This window comes from Mycobacterium sp. 1274761.0 (assembly GCF_001668615.1).
GTDB lineage: Bacteria > Actinomycetota > Actinomycetes > Mycobacteriales > Mycobacteriaceae > Mycobacterium.
This window is the reverse complement of the sequence record NZ_LZMC01000086.1, coordinates 18,409-36,379: the sequence shown is the minus strand read 5'-3', so window position 1 is coordinate 36,379 and position 17,971 is coordinate 18,409. Positions and strand designations below refer to the sequence as shown.

The window sequence follows — 17,971 nt, the reverse complement described above, 5'->3', positions numbered from 1 at the left end:
CCGCACCTCGGTCTCGCCGGTCGGATCCTTGACGTCCTCCTCGGCGGTCAGCTCACCGGGTTCCTGATCCAGCTCGTCCGACTCACCGGAGCCCGACCCTGGGGGATTCGGCCCGCTCATTTACGCCTATCCTTCTCCAACTTCATCGGCGCGACAGCAAGCGGCTGACAGCGATTAACACGGCCTCGGCAACACTACCCAAACCGATGAGCAGATCGGATGCGCCCACCGCGGTAGCGGGCCAACTGACGCCCAGATGTGACCTTGAATTAGTGCTTCTCTGCGCCGGTGTAGTACTCGAAGACCAATCCCGCGGCGGAGGCCAGGACGAACACGACACCGGCGACGATCAGCCACGGCAGCCACAGCGCGATCGCGACAGCGGCGACGGAGGCCGACAGCGCGATCATGATCGGCCACCAGCTGTGCGGGCTGTAGAAGCCCAGTTCCCCGGCGCCGTCACTGATCTCGGCGTCCTCGTAGTCCTCCGGCCGAGTGTCCAGCCGCCGGGCCACGAACCGGAAGAAGGTGCCCGTGATGAAGGTCAGCCCTGCGGTCAGCACCAGCGCAGTGGTGCCCGCCCACTCGACGCCGCCGTACTGGAACAGCTGGGTCAGCGTGGCGTAGACGATGGCCGCAAGGATGAAGAACGCGGTCAGGAACTCGAACAGCCGGGCTTCGATATGCATGGTTTTACCTACTCGCCTGCGGCGCCTGTTCCCCGCGCCTGGTGTCGAACGGATGCGTGGTGACCGCCGTGGGAGGCTGGTTGATGGCCTTCAATGCCTCGGCGTTGGTCTTACCGGCCATGCGCTGCTGCAGGTAGGCCTTGAAGTCGTTGGGCTCCACCACACGCACCTCGAAGTTCATCATCGAGTGGTACGTGCCACACATTTCCGTGCAGCGCCCCACGAACGCGCCGGTCTTGAGAATCTCGCTGACCTGGAAGACGTTGTCGGAGTTGTTGGGCTTCGGGTCGGGCAACACGTCGCGCTTGAACAAAAACTCCGGCACCCAGAAGCCGTGGATCACGTCGGCGGAGGCGATCTGGAACTCGATGCGCTTGCCGACGGGCAGCACCAGGATCGGGATCTCGTTGCTGGAGCCCAGGGTCTCGACCTTGTCGTAGTTCAGGTAGTCGCGGTTTTGCTGCTTGGCACCGATCCCGTGCTCGGAGCCGGCTTCACCGCCGTGCTCGCCCTCCAGCCCCTCGGGGCCCGCCGCGACCGCTTCCTTTCGTTGCGGCTCGGCGCCCTCGAAGTTGAACGTCCCGTCGCTGAAGGCAACCTTCTGGTACCCGAACTTCCAGTTCCACTGGAAAGCCGTGACGTCGATCGTCACCTCGGGGTTGGGTTCCTTATGCAGGATCTTCTCCTGCACAACCACGGTGAAGTAGAAGAGCACCGAAATGATCAGGAACGGAATGACGGTGAGCACCAACTCCAGCGGCATGTTATAGCCGAACTGGCGAGGCAGCTCGGTGTCGCCCTTCTTGTGCCGGTGAAACGCCGACGACCAGAAGATCAGGCCCCACACGATCACGCCGACGACCAGGGAGGCGATTACCGAACCGATCCACAGTTCCCGGTTGACATGTGCCTGCGGCGTGATGCCGTCGGGCCAGCCGAGGCCGAGCACCGTCGACCAGCTACACCCGCTGAGCAGCAGCGCAGAAGCACCAAGGACAACTGCCAGTGCCGCTCTCCGTGCCACCACCCAGCGTCCGCGAGGTGTCACGTCGCAGCCTCCTAGAAGTCGGTCGAACAAGCCGAATACTACGCAGCGTAGACCACCCCGCAGTGCTGGTCTCGACACACCTCGGCATACTTGCGCCGTGTGCGGACTGCTGGCCCTGCTGACTGACCCGTCCGCCGATGTCTCGGAAGGTCTCGTCGACGCCGTCTCCGGCGCCTCGCACCTCATGCGCCATCGCGGCCCCGACGAGCCCGGCACCTGGCACGACGACGCCGTCGTGCTGGGCTTCAACCGGCTCTCGATTATCGATATCGCCCACAGCCACCAGCCGCTGCGCTGGGGGCCGCCTGACTCCCCCGACCGCTACGTGCTCGTCTTCAACGGCGAGATCTACAACTACCTGGAGTTGCGTGAGGAACTTGCCAACCGGCACGGGGCGGTGTTTCACACCGACGGTGACGGCGAGGCGATCATCGCCGCCTACCACTACTGGGGCACCGACGCACTGACCCGGCTGCGCGGCATGTTCGCATTTGCGCTGTGGGACACCATCGAACGTGAATTGATCTGCGCGCGTGACCCCTTCGGCATCAAGCCGTTGTACATGGCCACCGGCGCGGGCGGCACCGCGTTCGGCAGCGAAAAGAAATGCCTGCTCGAGTTGGCCGACAAACTCGCCGTCGACATCGGCATCGACCAGCGCGCCGTTCAGCACTACACCGTGCTGCAGTACGTGCCGGAACCCGAGACTCTGCACCGCGGGGTGCAACGGCTGGAGTCCGGCTGCTACGCCAAGGTGCGTCAGGGCGAGCGGCCCGCGGTGACCCGCTATTTCGTCCCGAAGTTCAGCGCGAAGCCGTTCGCAACGGGCTCCGATCAGGCGCGATACGACGAGATCACGGCGGTGCTCGAGGACTCGGTGGCCAAGCACATGCGCGCCGACGTCACCGTCGGTGCGTTCTTGTCGGGCGGCATCGACTCCACCGCGATCGCGGCGCTGGCGATGCGCCACAACCCGCGCCTGATCACGTTCACCACCGGTTTCGAGCGGGAGGGCTTTTCGGAGATCGACGTCGCGGTGGCTTCGGCAGAGGCCATCGGCGCCCGGCATGTCACCAAGGTGGTCAACCAGGCCGAGTTCGTCGAAGCGCTGCCCGAGATCGTCTGGTATCTCGACGAACCCGTGGCCGACCCGGCGCTGGTGCCGTTGTTCTTCATCGCCCGCGAGGCACGTAAGCACGTCAAGGTCGTGCTGTCCGGTGAGGGCGCCGATGAGTTGTTCGGCGGATATACGATCTACCGGGAACCGTTGTCGCTCAAGCCTTTCAATTACCTTCCGCGTCCGCTGCGCCGGTCGATGGCCAAGGTATCGGCGCCGCTGCCCCAGGGAATGCGCGGGAAGAGCCTGCTGCACAGGGGAAGTCAGACCCTCGAAGAGCGTTATTACGGCAACGCCCGTAGCTTCTCCGACGCGCAACTGCAGGCCGTTCTGCCGGTGTTCCGCCCCGAGTGGACGCACACGGACGTCACGGCCCCCGTCTACGCCGAGTCCCAAGGCTGGGATCCGGTGGCGCGCATGCAACACATCGACCTGTTCACCTGGTTGCGCGGCGACATCCTGGTCAAGGCCGACAAGATGACGATGGCCAATTCTCTGGAGCTGCGGGTGCCGTTCCTTGACCCCGAGGTCTTCGCGGTGGCGGCCCGGCTTCCCTTCGACCAGAAGATCACGCGATCCACCACCAAGTACGCGCTGCGCCGCGCCTTGGAGCCGGTCATCCCGCCGCACGTGCTGAACCGGCCGAAGCTCGGCTTCCCGGTGCCCATCCGACACTGGCTGCGCGCAGGCGAGCTGCTGGACTGGGCCTACACTTTGGTCGGGTCGTCAGGTGCGGGCGAACTGGTCAACATCGCGGCGGTCCGTGCCATGCTCGACGAACACCGAAGCGGTGCAATCGATCACAGCAGGCGGCTGTGGACGGTGCTGATCTTCATGCTCTGGCACGCGATCTTCGTCGAGGGCAGCGTCTCGCCGACGATCAGCGAGCCCGCCTACCCGGTGCAGCTGTGACCCGAGCCGTGAATCATGCCTCCACGGCGAGCCGTGAATCATGCCAAGGCAGCAGCGATTTCGTCGCCGGCCTCGGCGCCGTAGGCGTCGGCCAGCCGCGTGATGCCTGCGTCGCGGTCCCAGCTCCACTCCTGCGGACCGGGCGCCTCGAGCACCAGGGTCGCCACCAGCGAGGCGAGCTGCGCTGCCCGCTCGATGGACAGGCCCTTGTCGCGCCCGGTGAGGAAGCCGGCGCGGAACGCATCGCCAATTCCGGTCGGGTCTTCCTTATGCGTCTCGGGCACCACGTCGACGTGGATGAAAGTGCCGTCGCGCCCGACGATGTCGACGCCCTTCTCGCCCAGCGTGGTGACGCGCATCTGGATCTGGCTCATCACCTCCGCCTCCGACCAGCCGGACTTCTGCAACAGCAGGTCCCATTCGTAATCGTTGGTGAATAGGTATGTTGCGCCGTCGATCAGCTGGCGGATCTGCTCGCCGGTCAGGCGGGCCAGTTGCTGCGACGGGTCGGCGGCGAACGCCAGCCCCAGGGCGCGGCACTCCTCGGTGTGCAGGAACATCGCATCGGGGTCGTTGGCGCCGACGATCACCAAATCAGGTGTGCCCCTTCGGGAGACCACGTCGGCCAGCTTGATGTCGCGGGCCTGCGACATGGCGCCGGGGTAGAACGACGCGATCTGGGCCATGTCCTGGTCGGTGGTGCAGACGAACCGCGCCGTGTAGGCCGAGTCGGACACCAGCACGCTGTCGCAGTCCACGCCGTGGCTGGTCAGCCAGCTGCGGTAGTCGTCGAAATCCTTGCCGACGGCGCCGACCAGCGTCGGGTCCCCGCCGAGAATCCCGATGGCATACGCCATGTTTCCCGCGACACCGCCGCGGTGGATGACAAGGTCGTCCACCAAAAAGCTCACCGAGATCTTCTGCAGGTGCTCGGGCAACAGCCCTTCGGAGAACTTGCCCGGAAACCGCATGAGATGGTCGGTCGCGATCGATCCGGTTACCGCAATGGTCACGAAGTGTCACCCTTCAATTGCTTAAGCTGTCTAGATAATGTTAGCGAGCCGTGCGAGCCCGTCGGCGGCGGGCGGCTTGCGCTAACCTGCCTACCATGGCTGGTCCGTATCCGCCCCAATACGGCCCCGGACCGGTCGGGCCTTCTGCCCCGCATCCCGGGCCGCCCCAGACATACCCGGACCACCCCGCTGCGACGTCAATCTATCCGGGCATGCTGCCCCCACCGATCCCGTACCCCAAGCGGCGCCGGTGGCGGGCCGTCCTGACGGCGCTGGTGGCCGTCGCCGCGGTGGTGGCCGCGGTGGTGGTGACGGTGCTGGTGACGGGCGACGACGAGGACTCCGGTTCGGATCGGCTGACGACGGCGGCGGCGCAGACGGCCATTCAGGACTATCTGGACGCCCTGCAGCGCGGTGATGTCGAAACCATTGCCAGGCACACGCTGTGCGGGCTGTTCGACGCCGTGAAGGAGAAGAAGTCGGACCTCGCCCTGGCCGATCTGAGCAGCGACGCGTTCAGAAAACAGTTCAGCAGCGCCGAAGTGACGTCGATCGACAAGATGGTGTTCTCATCGCCGTATCAGGCGCAAGTGCTGTTCACCATGCGGGCCACACCCGCGGGCAGCCGCACGCAACCCCCACCGAAGGTGCAGGAGCAAGCCGTGGCACAGCTGCTTTCCCAGGACAACCAGGTCCTGGTGTGCTCGTACCTGCTGCGCGCCGGCGGCCAGTACTAGATCAGTTGAACGAGTCCCCGCAGGCGCACGAACCGGTCGCATTGGGGTTGTCGATGGTGAAACCCTGCTTCTCGATGGTGTCGACGAAGTCGATCGTGGCGCCCTGCACATAGGGGGCACTCATCCGGTCGACGGTCAGCGTGACCCCGCCAAACTCGGCGGTCAGGTCGCCGTCGAGGGTGCGGTCGTCGAAGAACAGGTTGTAGCGCAGGCCGGCGCATCCGCCCGGCTGGACGGCGATACGCAGCGCCAGGTCGTCGCGGCCCTCTTGATCCAGCAGGGCCTTGGCCTTTCCGGCCGCGGCGTCGGTCAGGATCACGCCGTGGGTGGCGGTTGCCCCAGCTTGGACAGCCGACTCGTCCTGAACAGTCATTGCGTCTCCTGTGAATGGCTCTTGGGTTGCGGGCCGTCTGACAGCCCACCTGCTCAACGGTACCTTGTGATGCCGCTATTCCCGAGTTCTGCAGCAGTGACCTGCGCCAAACCGGCCAGTTGATTGGCGGCGTCGTCGATGGCCAGCTGGACCGATCCTGCGTGGTCGGCGATGGCGCGGGCCGCCGTGATGCCCGCGCCGGTCAGCGCGGCCTGCGGCAGCGTGATCTGTCCGGCCAGCACCAGCACTGGAATGCCGCGCGCCGCATCCGCCAGCGCGCTGACGACTTTGCCGTGCAGCGACTGGTCGTCGAACCGGCCTTCACCGGTGATGACGAGGTCGGCGGCGGCGACGGCGTCGGCGAGATGGGTGTGCTCGGCGATCACCGTGGCGCCGGATTGGCGGCGCGCGCCGAGTGCCAGCAGCGCCGCGCCGAGGCCGCCCGCGGCGCCTGCGCCAGGTTCCTCGCTGACCGCCCGCCCGGCCGCGGCGTCGAGTTCGTCGGCCCAGGCCACCAGCCGCCGCTCGAGCACCTCGACGGTGTGCGGGTCGGCGCCCTTCTGCGGCCCGAACACCCGCGCCGCGCCCATGGGTCCCAGCAGTGGATGCTCGACGTCGGTGGCGGCGATCAGCTCTACATCCGCCAGCAGGTCGCGACCGGCTTCCATGGTGCCGAGCGCCTCGATCATGCCCCGGCCGCCTTCGGTGCAGGCGCTGCCGCCCAGCCCGACGACGATGCGCCGCGCGCCCGCGTCGACCGCCGCCGCGATCAGCTCCCCCACCCCCCTGCTGTGCGCGGCCAACGCCGTCTCGACCGTCGGCGGGCCGCCGAGGAGCGCCAGGCCGCACGCCTGCGCGCACTCGATGTAGGCCGTGGCCGGTTCAGCGGCGTCAAACACCCAGTCGGCGTCGACCTCGTCGGTCAACGGCCCGCTGACCAGCAGGGTGCGCCGTTCTCCGACGCGACCCGCCAGCACGTCGACGAAACCCGGCCCTCCGTCGGACTGCGGGGCCAGCGTCAGCTGATCGTGCGGTCGGGCCCGTCGCCAACCCTCGGCGATGGCCTCGGCCGCTTGCACCGCCGTCAGGCTGTCGCCGTAGCAGTCCGGGGCGACGAGCACGCGGAGGCCGTCCGAACGGGTCATCGCTGCAGATTATGCTGGCTGGCGTGAACCTGCTGGGCCGCAAGAAGGACAACCCGCCTCCCGACACCACCGACGTCGAGGCGACCGCGGCCGGCGAATCCAGCGAATCCGGAGCCAAGCCCTCCCGCACGACGCCCCCCAAGGGGAGGCCGACGCCGAAGCGGGATGCGTCGCGGCGGCGCGGTCCGGTCGCGCCCGCGCCGATGACCGCCGCGGAGGCCAGGCGCAGGCGTAAGGAGCTGCGGGGCGCCAAGCTGTCCCGCGAGGAACGGCGTGAGGAGAAGGCCGCCCGCCGCGCGGCCACGTCCGACCGCCGCGAACGGATGATGGCGGGCGACGACGACTATCTGTTGCCGCGGGACAAGGGCCCGGTGCGTCGCTACGCCCGCGACATCGTGGACTCGCGCCGCATCAGCGTGCTGGGCCTGTTCATGCCCGCAGCGCTGGCCCTGATCTTCATCATGCTCGCGGTTCCGCAGGTGCAGTACCTCATCTCACCGGCGATGCTGATCCTGATGGGAATCATGATCGTCGACGGATTCTTTCTGGGCCGCAAGGTGAATCGACTCGTCGACGCGAAGTTCCCGCAGCACACCGAAAGCAGTTGGAAGCTAGGGTTCTACGCGGCCAGCCGCGCCTCCCAGCTGCGCCGGATGCGTGCGCCCCGACCGCAGATCAACCGCGGCGACAACGTGGCCTGAGTCATTGGTGCGCGTTCTGGTGCTCGGCGGTATCCGGTCGGGAAAATCCGGTTGGGCCGAGTCGGCCATCGCCGATTCCGTTGGCGCCCAACGGCCGGTCCGCTACATCGCCACCGGTCCCGCCGCCGACGACGCCGCCTGGGCCGACCGGGTGACGGCCCACCGGGCCCGTCGGCCGCAGCACTGGTCGACCGTCGAAACCACCGATGTGGCAAGGCAATTGCGTGCAGACTCCGTGCCGACACTGGTCGACGACCTCGGCGGATGGCTCACCGCAGCGATGGATCGCGTGCAGGCTTGGGACGGCGGCTCGATGAGCGCTGACGTCGATGACCTCCTCGGCGCCGTCGGGAACTACGCCGCTGAGTTGGTTCTCGTCAGCCCGGAGGTGGGCCTGACCGTCGTCCCCGAGACCGTTGCGGGCCGGCGGTTCGCCGACGAACTCGGCGCACTCAACCAGCGGCTGGCGGCGCTGTGCGACCGGGTGGTGCTGGTGGTCGCCGGGCAGCCGGTCACGGTGAAGGAGCCGTCATGACGAATTTCCCGCCGATCAGCCCGCCCGACGATGCCGTCGCCGCACAGGCGCGGGCCCGCCAGAACACGTTGACCAAGCCAGCGGGGTCGCTCGGCCGCCTCGAGGAGCTGTCGGTCTGGGTCGCCGCGTGCCAGGGTGTGTGCCCGCCGAACCAGTTCCAGCGCGCCCGGGTCGTGGTGTTCGCCGGCGATCACGGCGTCACCGCAGCCGGTGTTTCGGCCTTCCCGCCGGAAGTCACCGCGCAGATGGTGGCCAACTTCCACGCCGGCGGAGCGGCGATCAACGTGCTCGCCGAGCAGGCGGGTGCCACCGTGCGCGTCGTCGACATCTCCGTCGACGTCGAGCAGCCGCACATTCCGGCGATCGGCGCCCACAAAGTCCGCAGGAGCAGCGGCAACATCGCCGTCGAGGATGCGCTGACGCCCGAGGAGGCGCAGGCCGCGGTCGAGGCAGGTCGCCAGATCGCCGACGAGGAGGTCGATGCGGGCGCGGACCTGCTGATCGCCGGCGACATGGGCATCGGAAACACCACGGCCGCAACGACTTTGATCGCCGCACTGACCGGTGCCGAACCCGTCGTGGTGGTGGGCCGCGGCACCGGGATCGACGACGCCGGGTGGTCGCGCAAGGTCGCGGCCGTGCGCGATGCGCTGTATCGGGGCCGCGGGCACGCCGCGGACCCGCTGGGGTTGTTGCGGGTGTGCGGCGGCGCGGATTTGGCCGCGATGGCGGGGTTCTGCGCTCAGGCCGCGGTGCGCCGGACGCCGCTGGTGCTCGATGGTGTGGTGGTGACCTCGGCGGCGATGGTCGCTGAGCTGCTGGCCCCGGGTGCCCGGGACTGGTGGCATGCGGGCCACCGCTCGACCGAGCCGGCGCACACGCTGGCGTTGGAGAAGCTGCAGCTGGAGCCGATCGTCGACCTGTCGATGCGGCTGGGCGAAGGCACCGGAGCGGCCGTCGCCTTACCCGTGGTGCGAGGCGCGATCGCCACCCTTCGGGATATGGCGACGTTCGACGAGGCCAGCGTTTCGTCGTGATCCGTTCGCTCGCAGGGGCTTTGGCGTTCGGCACGGTGCTGCCGCTGCGCGCGGGCTCGGGTGTCGGCCGCGGGATGATGACGGCTCTGCCGGTGGTCGGCGCGGCGCTGGGTGCGCTGGCCGCGGTGGTGGTGTGGGCGGGATCGCGGGCCTTCGGGCCAGGCCATTCACTGTCGGGCGTGCTCGCGGTGGCGGTGCTGCTGATCGCAACCCGGGGCCTGCACATCGACGGGCTGGCCGACACCGTCGACGGCCTCGGCTGCTACGGCGCGCCGCAGCGGGCGCTGCAGGTGATGCGCGACGGGGGGGCGGGCCCGTTCGGGGTGGCCGCGGTCGTCATCGCGGTCGTCGTGCAGGGCCTGGCGTTCGTTGAACTCAGCCCGGTCGCGGTGATCGTGGCGGTGGCGGCGGGCCGGGTCGCCGCCGTCGCGGCGTGTCGCCGGTCGGTTCCTGCGGCCGAGGGCAGCACGCTGGGGGCGATGGTGGCCGCTAGTCAGCCCGTCTCCGTGGTGGCGGCCTGGGTCGTCGTTGTCGCGGCTGCCTCCATGGCGGCCGGTCCGCGGCTGTGGCAGGGACCGGTGGCGGTGCTGCTCGCGCTGGCCTGCAGCGCGGCCCTCGTCGCGCATTGCGTCCGTCGGTTCGGTGGGATCACCGGCGATGTGCTGGGCGCCGCCATCGAGGTGACGACGACGATGGCCGCGGTGGGCCTGGCGATAGGAGCGGGCTAGGCCAGCCGCGACATCCATCCGTGCGTGTCGGCGAAGGTGCCACGCTGGATACCGGTCAGCGTGTCGCGCAGGGCCATGGTTATTTCACCGGGCTCGCCATCGGCGATGGTGAACTCGCCGTCACCGTATTTCACGTGCGACACCGGCGTGATGACCGCGGCCGTGCCGCACGCGAACACCTCGGTTATCTCCCCGGCGGCCGCCTTCTTCTGCCATTCGTCGACGTCGATCTTGCGTTCCTCGACCGCGAAGCCGGCGTCAATAGCCAACTGCAGCAACGAGTCTCGCGTGATTCCCGGAAGAAGCGATCCGCTGAGCTCCGGGGTGACCAGCCTCGCCGACCCGCCACTGCCGAACACGAAGAACAGGTTCATGCCGCCCATTTCCTCGACGTAGCGGCGTTCGATGGCGTCCAACCACACCACCTGGTCACATCCGTTATCGGAGGCTTCGGCCTGCGCCAGCAGGGAAGCGGCGTAGTTGCCGCCGAACTTCGCCGCGCCGGTACCGCCGGGCGATGCACGCACGTATTCATGGGACAGCCAGACGCTCACGGGTTTGATCCCGCGCGGGAAGTACGCCCCCGCCGGGGACGCGATCACCATGTAGCGGTATTCGGTCGCGGGCCGCACACCCAGGCCCGCCTCGGTGGCGAAAATGTAGGGCCGCAGATACAGCGACTCCTCTCCGCCGGCGGGCGGCACCCACGGTTCGTCGACGGCGACCAACTGGCGCAGCGATTCGAGGAACACCGCGTCGGGCAGCTCGGGGATGGCCAGCCTGCGCGCCGAGGAGCGCAGCCGCGCCGCATTGGCTTCGGCGCGGAACGACACGATCGATCCGTCCGCCCAGCGGTAGGCCTTCAGCCCCTCGAACACTTCCTGCGCGTAGTGCAGAACGATGGCCGAGGGATCCAGCTCGATGGGCCCATAGGGAATGACCCGCGCGTTGTGCCAGCCCTTGCCCTTGGCGTAGTCGATCGACACCATGTGGTCGGTGTGATAGCGGCCGAAACCGGGATTGGCCAGGATTTCGGCACGTACCTCGTCGCTCGCCGAATTCGCGTTGCGATCAACGGTGAACTCGAGGTGGTCGGTCATGGGCCGATTGTATATCCGCGCGCTACCGGGTTTTTGCCTCCACGAACGGCAGCCGGACTACTTCGCACTCGATCGGCCTGCCGCGTACATCTACGGTGACGCGCTGCCCGTCGGCGATGTCGTGGCCGGTGTCGAGCAGTGCGAGCGCGATGCCGACTTTCAAAGTGGGAGAAAAGGTTCCCGATGTCGTCACCCCGACTTGGGTGCTGCCGTCAAGCACCGTCAGCCCGGGCCGCAGCACTCCCCTGCCGACGGCGCGCAGTCCACGCAGCAGCCTCTTGGGACCGGCCTGTTTCTCGGCCAGCAGCGCCTCGCGGCCCCAGAACGCGTCCTTTTTCCAGCCGATCGCCCAGCCGCAGCGCGCCTGCAGCGGCGAAATCTCCAGGGATAGCTCGTGCCCGTGCAGCGGATAGCCCATTTCGGTGCGCAGCGTGTCACGCGCACCGAGCCCGGCCGGCTGACCGCCCACCGCGTTGACCTGCTCGACGAGCGCGTCGAACACCGTTGCAGCGTCGTCCCATGCCGGCAGCAGTTCGTAACCGTGTTCGCCGGTGTAACCGGTGCGGCAGACCCGCACCTGGGAGCCCTTGAAATCGGCGTCGGCGTAACCCATGTAGTCCATCTCGGTCGGCAGCCCCAGCGCGCCGACGACCTCGGCCGATTTCGGTCCCTGCACGGCCAACACGGCCCGCGACCGGTGCTCGTCGGTGATGGTCAGCGCCTCGGGAGCGCCGCGTTGCAGCGCGGAGACGACGGCGGCCGTGTTGGCGGCGTTGGGGACGAGAAAGATCTCGTCGTCGGAGACGTAGTAGGCGATCAGGTCGTCGATGACGCCGCCGGTTTCGTTGCAGCACAACGTATATTGCGCCTTGCCGGGCCCGATCCGGCCCAGATCGTTGGTGAGCGTGGCGTTGACGTATTCGGCGGCGCCGGGTCCGCGCACCGAAGCCTTGCCCAGATGGCTGACGTCGAAAAGACCGACCGTCGTTCGGGTTGCGGTGTGCTCGCCGACGGTGCCCGCGTAGCTGACCGGCATCGACCATCCGGAAAATTCTGCGAAGCTGGCGCCCAGTTCGCGGTGTCGGTCTTCCAGTGGGCCGTGCTGCAATTCGCTTGTTTCGGTCACGGAAATCCACCCTAATCGCGGCGACCGATAGGCTCGACCACTGTGAGCCCAGCAAAAGCCGGTTACCAGGCCCCTGCCGTCGTCGTCAGCTCGTCGCTGCCCAAGCGTGCGGCCGACAAGACGGTGCTGATCGTGCCCGTCGTCAGCGGGGGTGACGACGACACCGGAGCGGCCGTCGTCGGCAACCCGTTCCTCGACGCTGAGGCCGTCGGCGAGATCGAGGTCGCGCTCAAAGCGCTCGGGGCCAAGGGCGGCCAGGACCATGTGACGCGGGTGGTCGCGCCCTCGCTGCCCGCGGGCAGCGTGATCACGGTCGGCCTGGGCAAGCAGCGCGATGCGTGGCCGTCTGACGTGATTCGGCGGGCCGCAGGGGTCGCAGCGCGGTCATTGAATGGCACTGAGGCCGTGATCACCACGCTGAGCGACATCGACCTCGAGGCGACGATCGAGGGGCTGATTCTCGGCGCGTACCGGTTCAGCGACTTCCGCAGCGACAAGACCGCACCGAAGGACAACGGCCTGCGCCAGATCACCGCGCTGACGGCGGACAACAAAGCGAAGGCAGAAGCCGAGCGGGCCACTGCGATCGCCGTTGCCGTCGCCACCGCGCGTGATTTCGTCAACACTCCGCCCTCGCATCTATATCCGGACGAGTTCGCTAAGCGCGCAAAGGCTTTGGGCGAGGCGGCCGGGCTCGATGTCGAGGTGCTCGACGACAAGACGTTGGCCAAAGACGGCTACGGCGGCATCGTCGGCGTCGGCAAGGGTTCGTCGCGTCCACCCCGGCTGGTCCGGTTGGCGCACCGGGGGGCGAAGCGAACGCGCACGCGAGGAGCAGGAAAAGGTTCAGCCAAGAAAGTGGCTCTCATCGGTAAGGGCATCACGTTCGACACCGGCGGCATCTCGATCAAGCCGGCCGCCAACATGCATCACATGACCTCCGACATGGGCGGCGCGGCGGCGGTGATCGCCACGGTGGTGCTAGCCGCCAAGCAGAAGCTCCCGATCGACGTGATCGCCACCGTTCCAATGGCCGAGAACATGCCGTCGGCGACGGCCCAGCGGCCAGGTGACGTGCTGACGCAGTACGGCGGCACCACCGTCGAGGTGCTCAACACCGACGCCGAGGGACGGCTGATCCTGGCCGATGCGATCGTGCGCGCCTGCGAAGACGATCCCGACTACCTCATCGAGACGTCAACCCTGACCGGTGCGCAGACCGTCGCACTCGGTGCCCGCACTCCCGGCGTGATGGGCTCTGACGACTTCCGCGACCGCGTCGCGGCGCTGTCCCAAGACGTCGGCGAAAACGCCTGGCCCATGCCGCTTCCCGAGGAACTCAAGGATGACCTGAAGTCCACGGTGGCCGACCTCGCCAATGTCAGCGGCTCGCGCTACGCCGGCATGCTGGTGGCCGGCACGTACCTGCGCGAGTTCGTCGCCGACGGGGTGGCCTGGGCGCATATCGACATCGCCGGACCGGCCTACAACACCGGCGGCCCGTGGGGTTACACAGGCAAGGGCGGCACCGGCGTGCCGACCCGCACCATGTTCGCGGTGCTGGAAGACATCGCTGTCAATGGTTAGCCCGTAACGGCTAGACCAGTTTCTTGCGCGCCGTACTGCGCAAGGCCTGCGGCGCGATCCGCGAGGTGCCGTAGAGCAGGTACGCTTCCGGGGTGATCGGCCGAATCGGCTTGTTGCCCTTGACCGATGCCACGATCGCCTTGGCCGCCTTGTCGGGGCCGTGGCGTCGCATCCGAAACAACTTCTGCAGATCCCGGCGTCGGTTTTCCACGCCGTCGTCCGAACGGTCGGGCACGTCGAATCGCGTGTTGTGCACGATGTTCGTGTCGGTGAGCCCGGGACAGATCGTGGTCAACGAAACGCCTGCGGCGTCGAGTTCGGCTCGTAGACAGTCGGAGAACATGTAGACCGCGGCCTTGGACGTACAGTAGGCGTTTAACGACTTCGACGGCGAATACGCGGCCATCGACGCGACGTTGACGATATGGCCACCCGTACCACGTTCGACGAGACGTTTCCCAAAAGCCCTGCAGCCGTTGACAACTCCGCCGAGATTGATGTCCAGCACCCGTTCCCACTGATCGGCGGGAGTGTCGAGAAACTCACCAGCCTGACCGACCCCGGCGTTGTTGACGACGATGTCGGGCACCCCGTGCGCGGCGCACACCTGATCGGCGAAGCATTCCACCGCGTCGGCATCCGACACGTCGAGCACATACGGGTGAGCGGTGCCGCCACGTTCGACGATCTGCGCGGCGGTGTCCTTGACCGTCGCCTCGTCGATGTCGCTGACGATCAGTTCCGCCCCCTCACGCGCAAACGCGAACGCGGTTTCGCGGCCGATGCCGCTGCCCGCCCCGGTGACCGACACCAGCGTGTCGCCGAAGTGGTCGCGCTTGCGCCCGACCTGTGTGCGCAGCAGTGACCTGGCCGGCGGCTTCCCCTCGAAGAAGTCGACCAGCTCACCGATGGCCGCGGCGAACACCTGGGGATGCGACATCGGCGACCAGTGCCGCGCGTTGATATCCCGCCGCCACAGTCGCGGCACCCACCGCGACAGGTCGTCGAACCCGTGCGGCCGCACGACGGGGTCCTTGACAGCCACGATCAGCTGGACGGGCACACCGACGTAGCGGTCGGCCGGGAATCGGGTGGGCGGTCGGATCGCCAGCGAGCGGTAGATCTTCAGCGTGTTGACCAGGTCGGCGGCGGCGTTGGCGCTGCGATAGCGGTGCTCGGCGGGCAGGCGGTCGGTCAGCACCTTGTCGCCCCGCGCCCACATCAGGCCCTTGAACACCGCGGGTGCGACCACGGGCACAGCGAACGGATACCAGTAGGTCAGCCGGAGCAAACGGTCGATCGCCCGCGCGAACTGCACGGGGCGGTACGGCCGCTTGAGGCTGTCGACGATGTAGCCGCCGTAGTGGGCGACGCCGGGCCCCGACGCGGAGGTGAAGGAAGCGACGCGGTCGTTCGCGCCGGGGCGGCTCAGGTATTCCCAGGTGGTCACCGACCCCCAGTCGTGGCCGACCATGTGCACCGGTTCGCCCGGGCTCACTGCGGTGATGACAGCATCGAGGTCGTCGGCGAGCTTGGCGATGGTGTAGGCCGAAACCTTTTTGGGCACAGACGATTTGCCGACGCCACGGTTGTCATAACGGATGATGCGAAACCGGTCGGCCAGCCGCGGCACGACCCCGTCCCACAGCGCATGTGAGTCGGGCCAGCCGTGCGCCATCACCAGGGTCGGCCCGTCCGAGTTCCCCTGCTCGTAGACGGCGATGCTGACGCCGTCGGTGCTGTCGACGAACCGCTCGGCGATAGTGCCTATCACGGTCGGTACCCTAACGGTCCTCCAGTTCCCGTCGAGCCGCGCGCTCGCGTTCGATGCGCCGACGGGCGTCGTAGTCGCGCATGCGCTGCGGATAGCCGACCTTCTGCACGTCGTAGACCGGGACGTGCAACCGTTCGCTCAACCGCCTGGCGCCGGCGTCGCCGCCCGCGCGCCGCCGCGTCCATTCGCCGTCGCCGGCCACCAGCACGACGGTGACGTCGGTGACGGTGGTCTTCGGCTCGATGAAGGCCTCGACGCCGGTCCGCGCGGCGGCCCATTGGCTGAGGTAGGCGAGATCGGCGGCAGGGTCACTGCCGTTATTCTCGCGCGCGAAGCCGCCACGCCGAAACCTGTCGAACAGTCCCAACTGGGCCGTACCTCTTCTGTCGAGAGCTTGTGCGCTGCACCTTTCTCGATAGTGCCAGAACCGCAGCTGCGCAGGTCTGAGGCGAGCGACCGGGCCCGACATGACAGGATGGGAACGGCATTCGATTCGTGGCGACCAACCGTTCGAGGGAGTCAACAGACATGGCAACTTCCGTCCAGATGCCGGCACTCGGCGAGAGCGTCACCGAGGGGACTGTCACCCGGTGGCTCAAGCAAGAGGGTGACACGGTGGAGCTGGACGAGCCGCTGCTCGAGGTCTCCACCGACAAGGTCGACACCGAGATCCCCTCGCCCGCGGCCGGCGTGCTGAAGAAGATCGTCGCCCAGGAGGACGACACCGTCGAGGTCGGCGGCGAGCTGGCCGTGATCGGCGATGCCGACGAAGGCGACGAAGACGGCGGCGGCGGCGAAGAATCCGGCGGCGGCGAAGAATCCAAGTCCGAAGAACCAGCCGAGGACGAGAAGTCGGCCGAGGAGCCAGCTGCGCAATCCGAGACCGCATCCGAAGAGCAAGAGGAACCCGAGCAGGAAACTGACGAGAAGCCGTCGTCGTCGTCGGGCGGCGGCGACGCGACCCCCGTGCTGATGCCCGAGTTGGGCGAGTCGGTGACCGAGGGCACCGTGACCCGCTGGCTGAAGAAGGTCGGCGACAGCGTCGAGGTGGACGAGCCTCTGGTGGAGGTGTCCACCGACAAGGTCGACACCGAGATTCCGTCGCCGGTGGCGGGCACCCTGCTGAGCATCACCGCCGAGGAGGACGACACCGTCGCCGTCGGCGGCGAGTTGGCCAAGATCGGCGACGCCGACGCGGCGCCCGCCGAGAAGCCGGCGCCCAAGGAAGAACCCAAGCAGGAGACCAAGAAGGAACCCGAGCCGGAGCCTGAACCAGAGCACGAGCCGGAACCCGAACCAGAGCCGAAGGAAGAGAAGAAGCCCGAGCCCAAAGAAGAGCCGAAGGAAGAACCGAAGCCGGAGCCGAAGAAGGAAGCCGAGCCCGAACCGGAGCAGCAGCCCTCGGGCGACGGCGCGCCGTATGTGACGCCGCTGGTACGCAAGCTGGCCAGCGAGCACAACGTCGACCTTGCGACGGTGAAGGGCAGTGGCGTGGGCGGGCGGATCCGCAAGCAGGACGTGCTCGCCGCGGCCGAGGCCAAGAAGGCACCAACCAAGGAAGCGGCGCCGGCAAAGGAGGCTCCCGCGCCGGCAGCGAAGGCCGAGCCGGCCGGTGCGCTGGCACATCTGCGTGGAACCACGCAGAAGGCCAACCGCATCCGCCAGATCACCGCGAAGAAGACACGCGAATCTTTGCAGGCGACAGCGCAATTGACGCAGACCCACGAGGTCGACATGACCAGGATCGTGGCGCTGCGGGCGCGGGCCAAGAACGAATTCGCCGAGCGCGAGGGCGTCAACCTGACCTACCTTCCGTTCATCGCCCGTGCGGTGATCGACGCGTTGAAGGCTCACCCGAACGTCAACGCCAGCTACAACGAGGACACCAAGGAGATCACCTACTACGACGCCGAGCATCTCGGTATCGCGGTCGACACCGAACAAGGTCTGCTCTCGCCGGTGATCCACAATGCGGGTGATCTGTCGCTCGGTGGGCTGGCCCGCGCGATCGCCGACATCGCGGCGCGGGCGCGGTCGAGCAACCTCAAGCCCGACGAATTGTCCGGTGGCACTTTCACGATCACCAACATCGGCAGCCAGGGCGCACTGTTTGACACCCCGATCCTGGTGCCGCCGCAGGCGGCGATGCTGGGCACGGGCGCGATCGTCAAGCGGCCGCGTGTGGTCGTCGATGACACCGGCAACGAGTCCATCGGCGTGCGCTCGATCTGCTACCTGCCCCTGACCTATGACCACCGGCTGATCGATGGCGCCGACGCGGGCCGCTTCCTCACCACGATCAAGCGGCGGCTCGAAGAGGGCGCGTTCGAGGCGGACCTGGGGCTGTAG

At 67.6% G+C, this 17,971-nt stretch carries 17 protein-coding genes; 8 read left to right on the top strand and 9 right to left on the bottom strand.

Annotated features, from left to right (window positions below):
* Positions 1 to 269: 269 nt before the first annotated feature.
* Both A5651_RS18270 and A5651_RS18265 read right to left on the bottom strand, forming a co-directional pair.
* A complete protein-coding gene (locus A5651_RS18270; protein WP_066983954.1) occupies positions 270 to 689 on the bottom strand; it encodes a cytochrome c oxidase subunit 4 in 420 nt (139 codons plus the stop codon).
* Between the two features lie 4 nt (positions 690 to 693).
* Complete coding sequence (locus A5651_RS18265; RefSeq protein ID WP_066983952.1) at positions 694 to 1,737, bottom strand: cytochrome c oxidase subunit II; 1,044 nt, start codon at positions 1,735 to 1,737, stop codon at positions 694 to 696.
* A gap of 97 nt (positions 1,738 to 1,834) precedes the next feature.
* On the opposite strand from A5651_RS18265, the gene asnB reads away from it, so the two are divergent.
* On the top strand, positions 1,835 to 3,766 hold the full coding sequence (gene asnB, locus A5651_RS18260) for an asparagine synthase (glutamine-hydrolyzing) (protein ID WP_066983949.1): 1,932 nt from the start codon (positions 1,835 to 1,837) through the stop codon (positions 3,764 to 3,766).
* 38 nt (positions 3,767 to 3,804) lie between these two features.
* Here asnB and A5651_RS18255 read toward each other — a convergent pair whose 3' ends face one another.
* Positions 3,805 to 4,779, bottom strand: coding sequence for a carbohydrate kinase family protein (locus tag A5651_RS18255; RefSeq protein ID WP_066983946.1), 975 nt, complete (start codon positions 4,777 to 4,779; stop codon positions 3,805 to 3,807).
* A gap of 95 nt (positions 4,780 to 4,874) precedes the next feature.
* Here A5651_RS18255 and A5651_RS18250 point away from each other — a divergent pair, with 95 nt between their 5' ends.
* A complete protein-coding gene (locus A5651_RS18250) occupies positions 4,875 to 5,516 on the top strand; it encodes a hypothetical protein (protein WP_066983944.1) in 642 nt (213 codons plus the stop codon).
* A gap of 1 nt (position 5,517) precedes the next feature.
* Here the strand turns inward: A5651_RS18250 and A5651_RS18245 are convergent, their stop codons facing one another.
* Entirely contained in the window at positions 5,518 to 5,889 is a 372-nt protein-coding gene (locus A5651_RS18245) for an iron-sulfur cluster assembly accessory protein (protein WP_066983941.1), read from the bottom strand.
* A 53-nt stretch (positions 5,890 to 5,942) separates the two neighbouring features.
* On the bottom strand, positions 5,943 to 7,034 hold the full coding sequence (locus A5651_RS18240) for a glycerate kinase (RefSeq protein ID WP_066983938.1): 1,092 nt from the start codon (positions 7,032 to 7,034) through the stop codon (positions 5,943 to 5,945).
* Positions 7,035 to 7,057: 23 nt separating this feature from the next.
* Here A5651_RS18240 and A5651_RS18235 point away from each other — a divergent pair, with 23 nt between their 5' ends.
* Genes A5651_RS18235 through A5651_RS18220 form a run of 4 tightly spaced genes read left to right on the top strand, consistent with a single transcriptional unit; the run spans position 7,058 to position 10,035 of the window.
* The gene (locus A5651_RS18235; protein WP_066983963.1) at positions 7,058 to 7,735 is read left to right on the top strand and encodes a DUF3043 domain-containing protein; all 678 of its coding nucleotides are present in this window, start codon (positions 7,058 to 7,060) and stop codon (positions 7,733 to 7,735) included.
* Between the two features lie 7 nt (positions 7,736 to 7,742).
* A complete protein-coding gene (locus A5651_RS18230; protein ID WP_066983933.1) occupies positions 7,743 to 8,270 on the top strand; it encodes a bifunctional adenosylcobinamide kinase/adenosylcobinamide-phosphate guanylyltransferase in 528 nt (175 codons plus the stop codon).
* The gene (gene cobT / locus A5651_RS18225; RefSeq protein WP_066983930.1) at positions 8,267 to 9,307 is read left to right on the top strand and encodes a nicotinate-nucleotide--dimethylbenzimidazole phosphoribosyltransferase; all 1,041 of its coding nucleotides are present in this window, start codon (positions 8,267 to 8,269) and stop codon (positions 9,305 to 9,307) included. Before A5651_RS18230 ends, cobT begins: the two co-directional genes overlap by 4 nt.
* Positions 9,304 to 10,035 carry an adenosylcobinamide-GDP ribazoletransferase gene (locus A5651_RS18220; RefSeq protein ID WP_066983928.1) on the top strand — a complete coding sequence of 244 codons (732 nt, stop codon included), beginning with the start codon at positions 9,304 to 9,306 and terminating at the stop codon, positions 10,033 to 10,035. The genes cobT and A5651_RS18220 overlap by 4 nt, the downstream gene beginning before the upstream one ends.
* Here A5651_RS18220 and A5651_RS18215 read toward each other — a convergent pair.
* Positions 10,032 to 11,135 carry a branched-chain amino acid aminotransferase gene (locus A5651_RS18215; protein WP_066983925.1) on the bottom strand — a complete coding sequence of 368 codons (1,104 nt, stop codon included), beginning with the start codon at positions 11,133 to 11,135 and terminating at the stop codon, positions 10,032 to 10,034. The genes A5651_RS18220 and A5651_RS18215 overlap by 4 nt on opposite strands.
* Before the next feature lie 22 nt (positions 11,136 to 11,157).
* On the bottom strand, positions 11,158 to 12,261 hold the full coding sequence (gene gcvT / locus A5651_RS18210; protein WP_066983921.1) for a glycine cleavage system aminomethyltransferase GcvT: 1,104 nt from the start codon (positions 12,259 to 12,261) through the stop codon (positions 11,158 to 11,160).
* 42 nt (positions 12,262 to 12,303) lie between these two features.
* Between gcvT and A5651_RS18205 the strand changes: the two genes are divergently transcribed.
* The gene (locus tag A5651_RS18205; RefSeq protein ID WP_066983917.1) at positions 12,304 to 13,848 is read left to right on the top strand and encodes a leucyl aminopeptidase; all 1,545 of its coding nucleotides are present in this window, start codon (positions 12,304 to 12,306) and stop codon (positions 13,846 to 13,848) included.
* Positions 13,849 to 13,858: 10 nt separating this feature from the next.
* Here the strand turns inward: A5651_RS18205 and A5651_RS18200 are convergent, their stop codons facing one another.
* Both A5651_RS18200 and A5651_RS18195 read right to left on the bottom strand, forming a co-directional pair.
* Positions 13,859 to 15,622, bottom strand: coding sequence for an SDR family oxidoreductase (locus tag A5651_RS18200; RefSeq protein ID WP_066983914.1), 1,764 nt, complete (start codon positions 15,620 to 15,622; stop codon positions 13,859 to 13,861).
* A 10-nt stretch (positions 15,623 to 15,632) separates the two neighbouring features.
* Positions 15,633 to 15,989 (bottom strand): oxidoreductase, encoded by a 357-nt coding sequence (locus A5651_RS18195; protein ID WP_066983911.1) that lies wholly within the window; start codon positions 15,987 to 15,989, stop codon positions 15,633 to 15,635.
* Between the two features lie 161 nt (positions 15,990 to 16,150).
* On the opposite strand from A5651_RS18195, the gene sucB reads away from it, so the two are divergent.
* The gene (gene sucB, locus A5651_RS18190) at positions 16,151 to 17,971 is read left to right on the top strand and encodes a 2-oxoglutarate dehydrogenase, E2 component, dihydrolipoamide succinyltransferase (RefSeq protein ID WP_066983908.1); all 1,821 of its coding nucleotides are present in this window, start codon (positions 16,151 to 16,153) and stop codon (positions 17,969 to 17,971) included.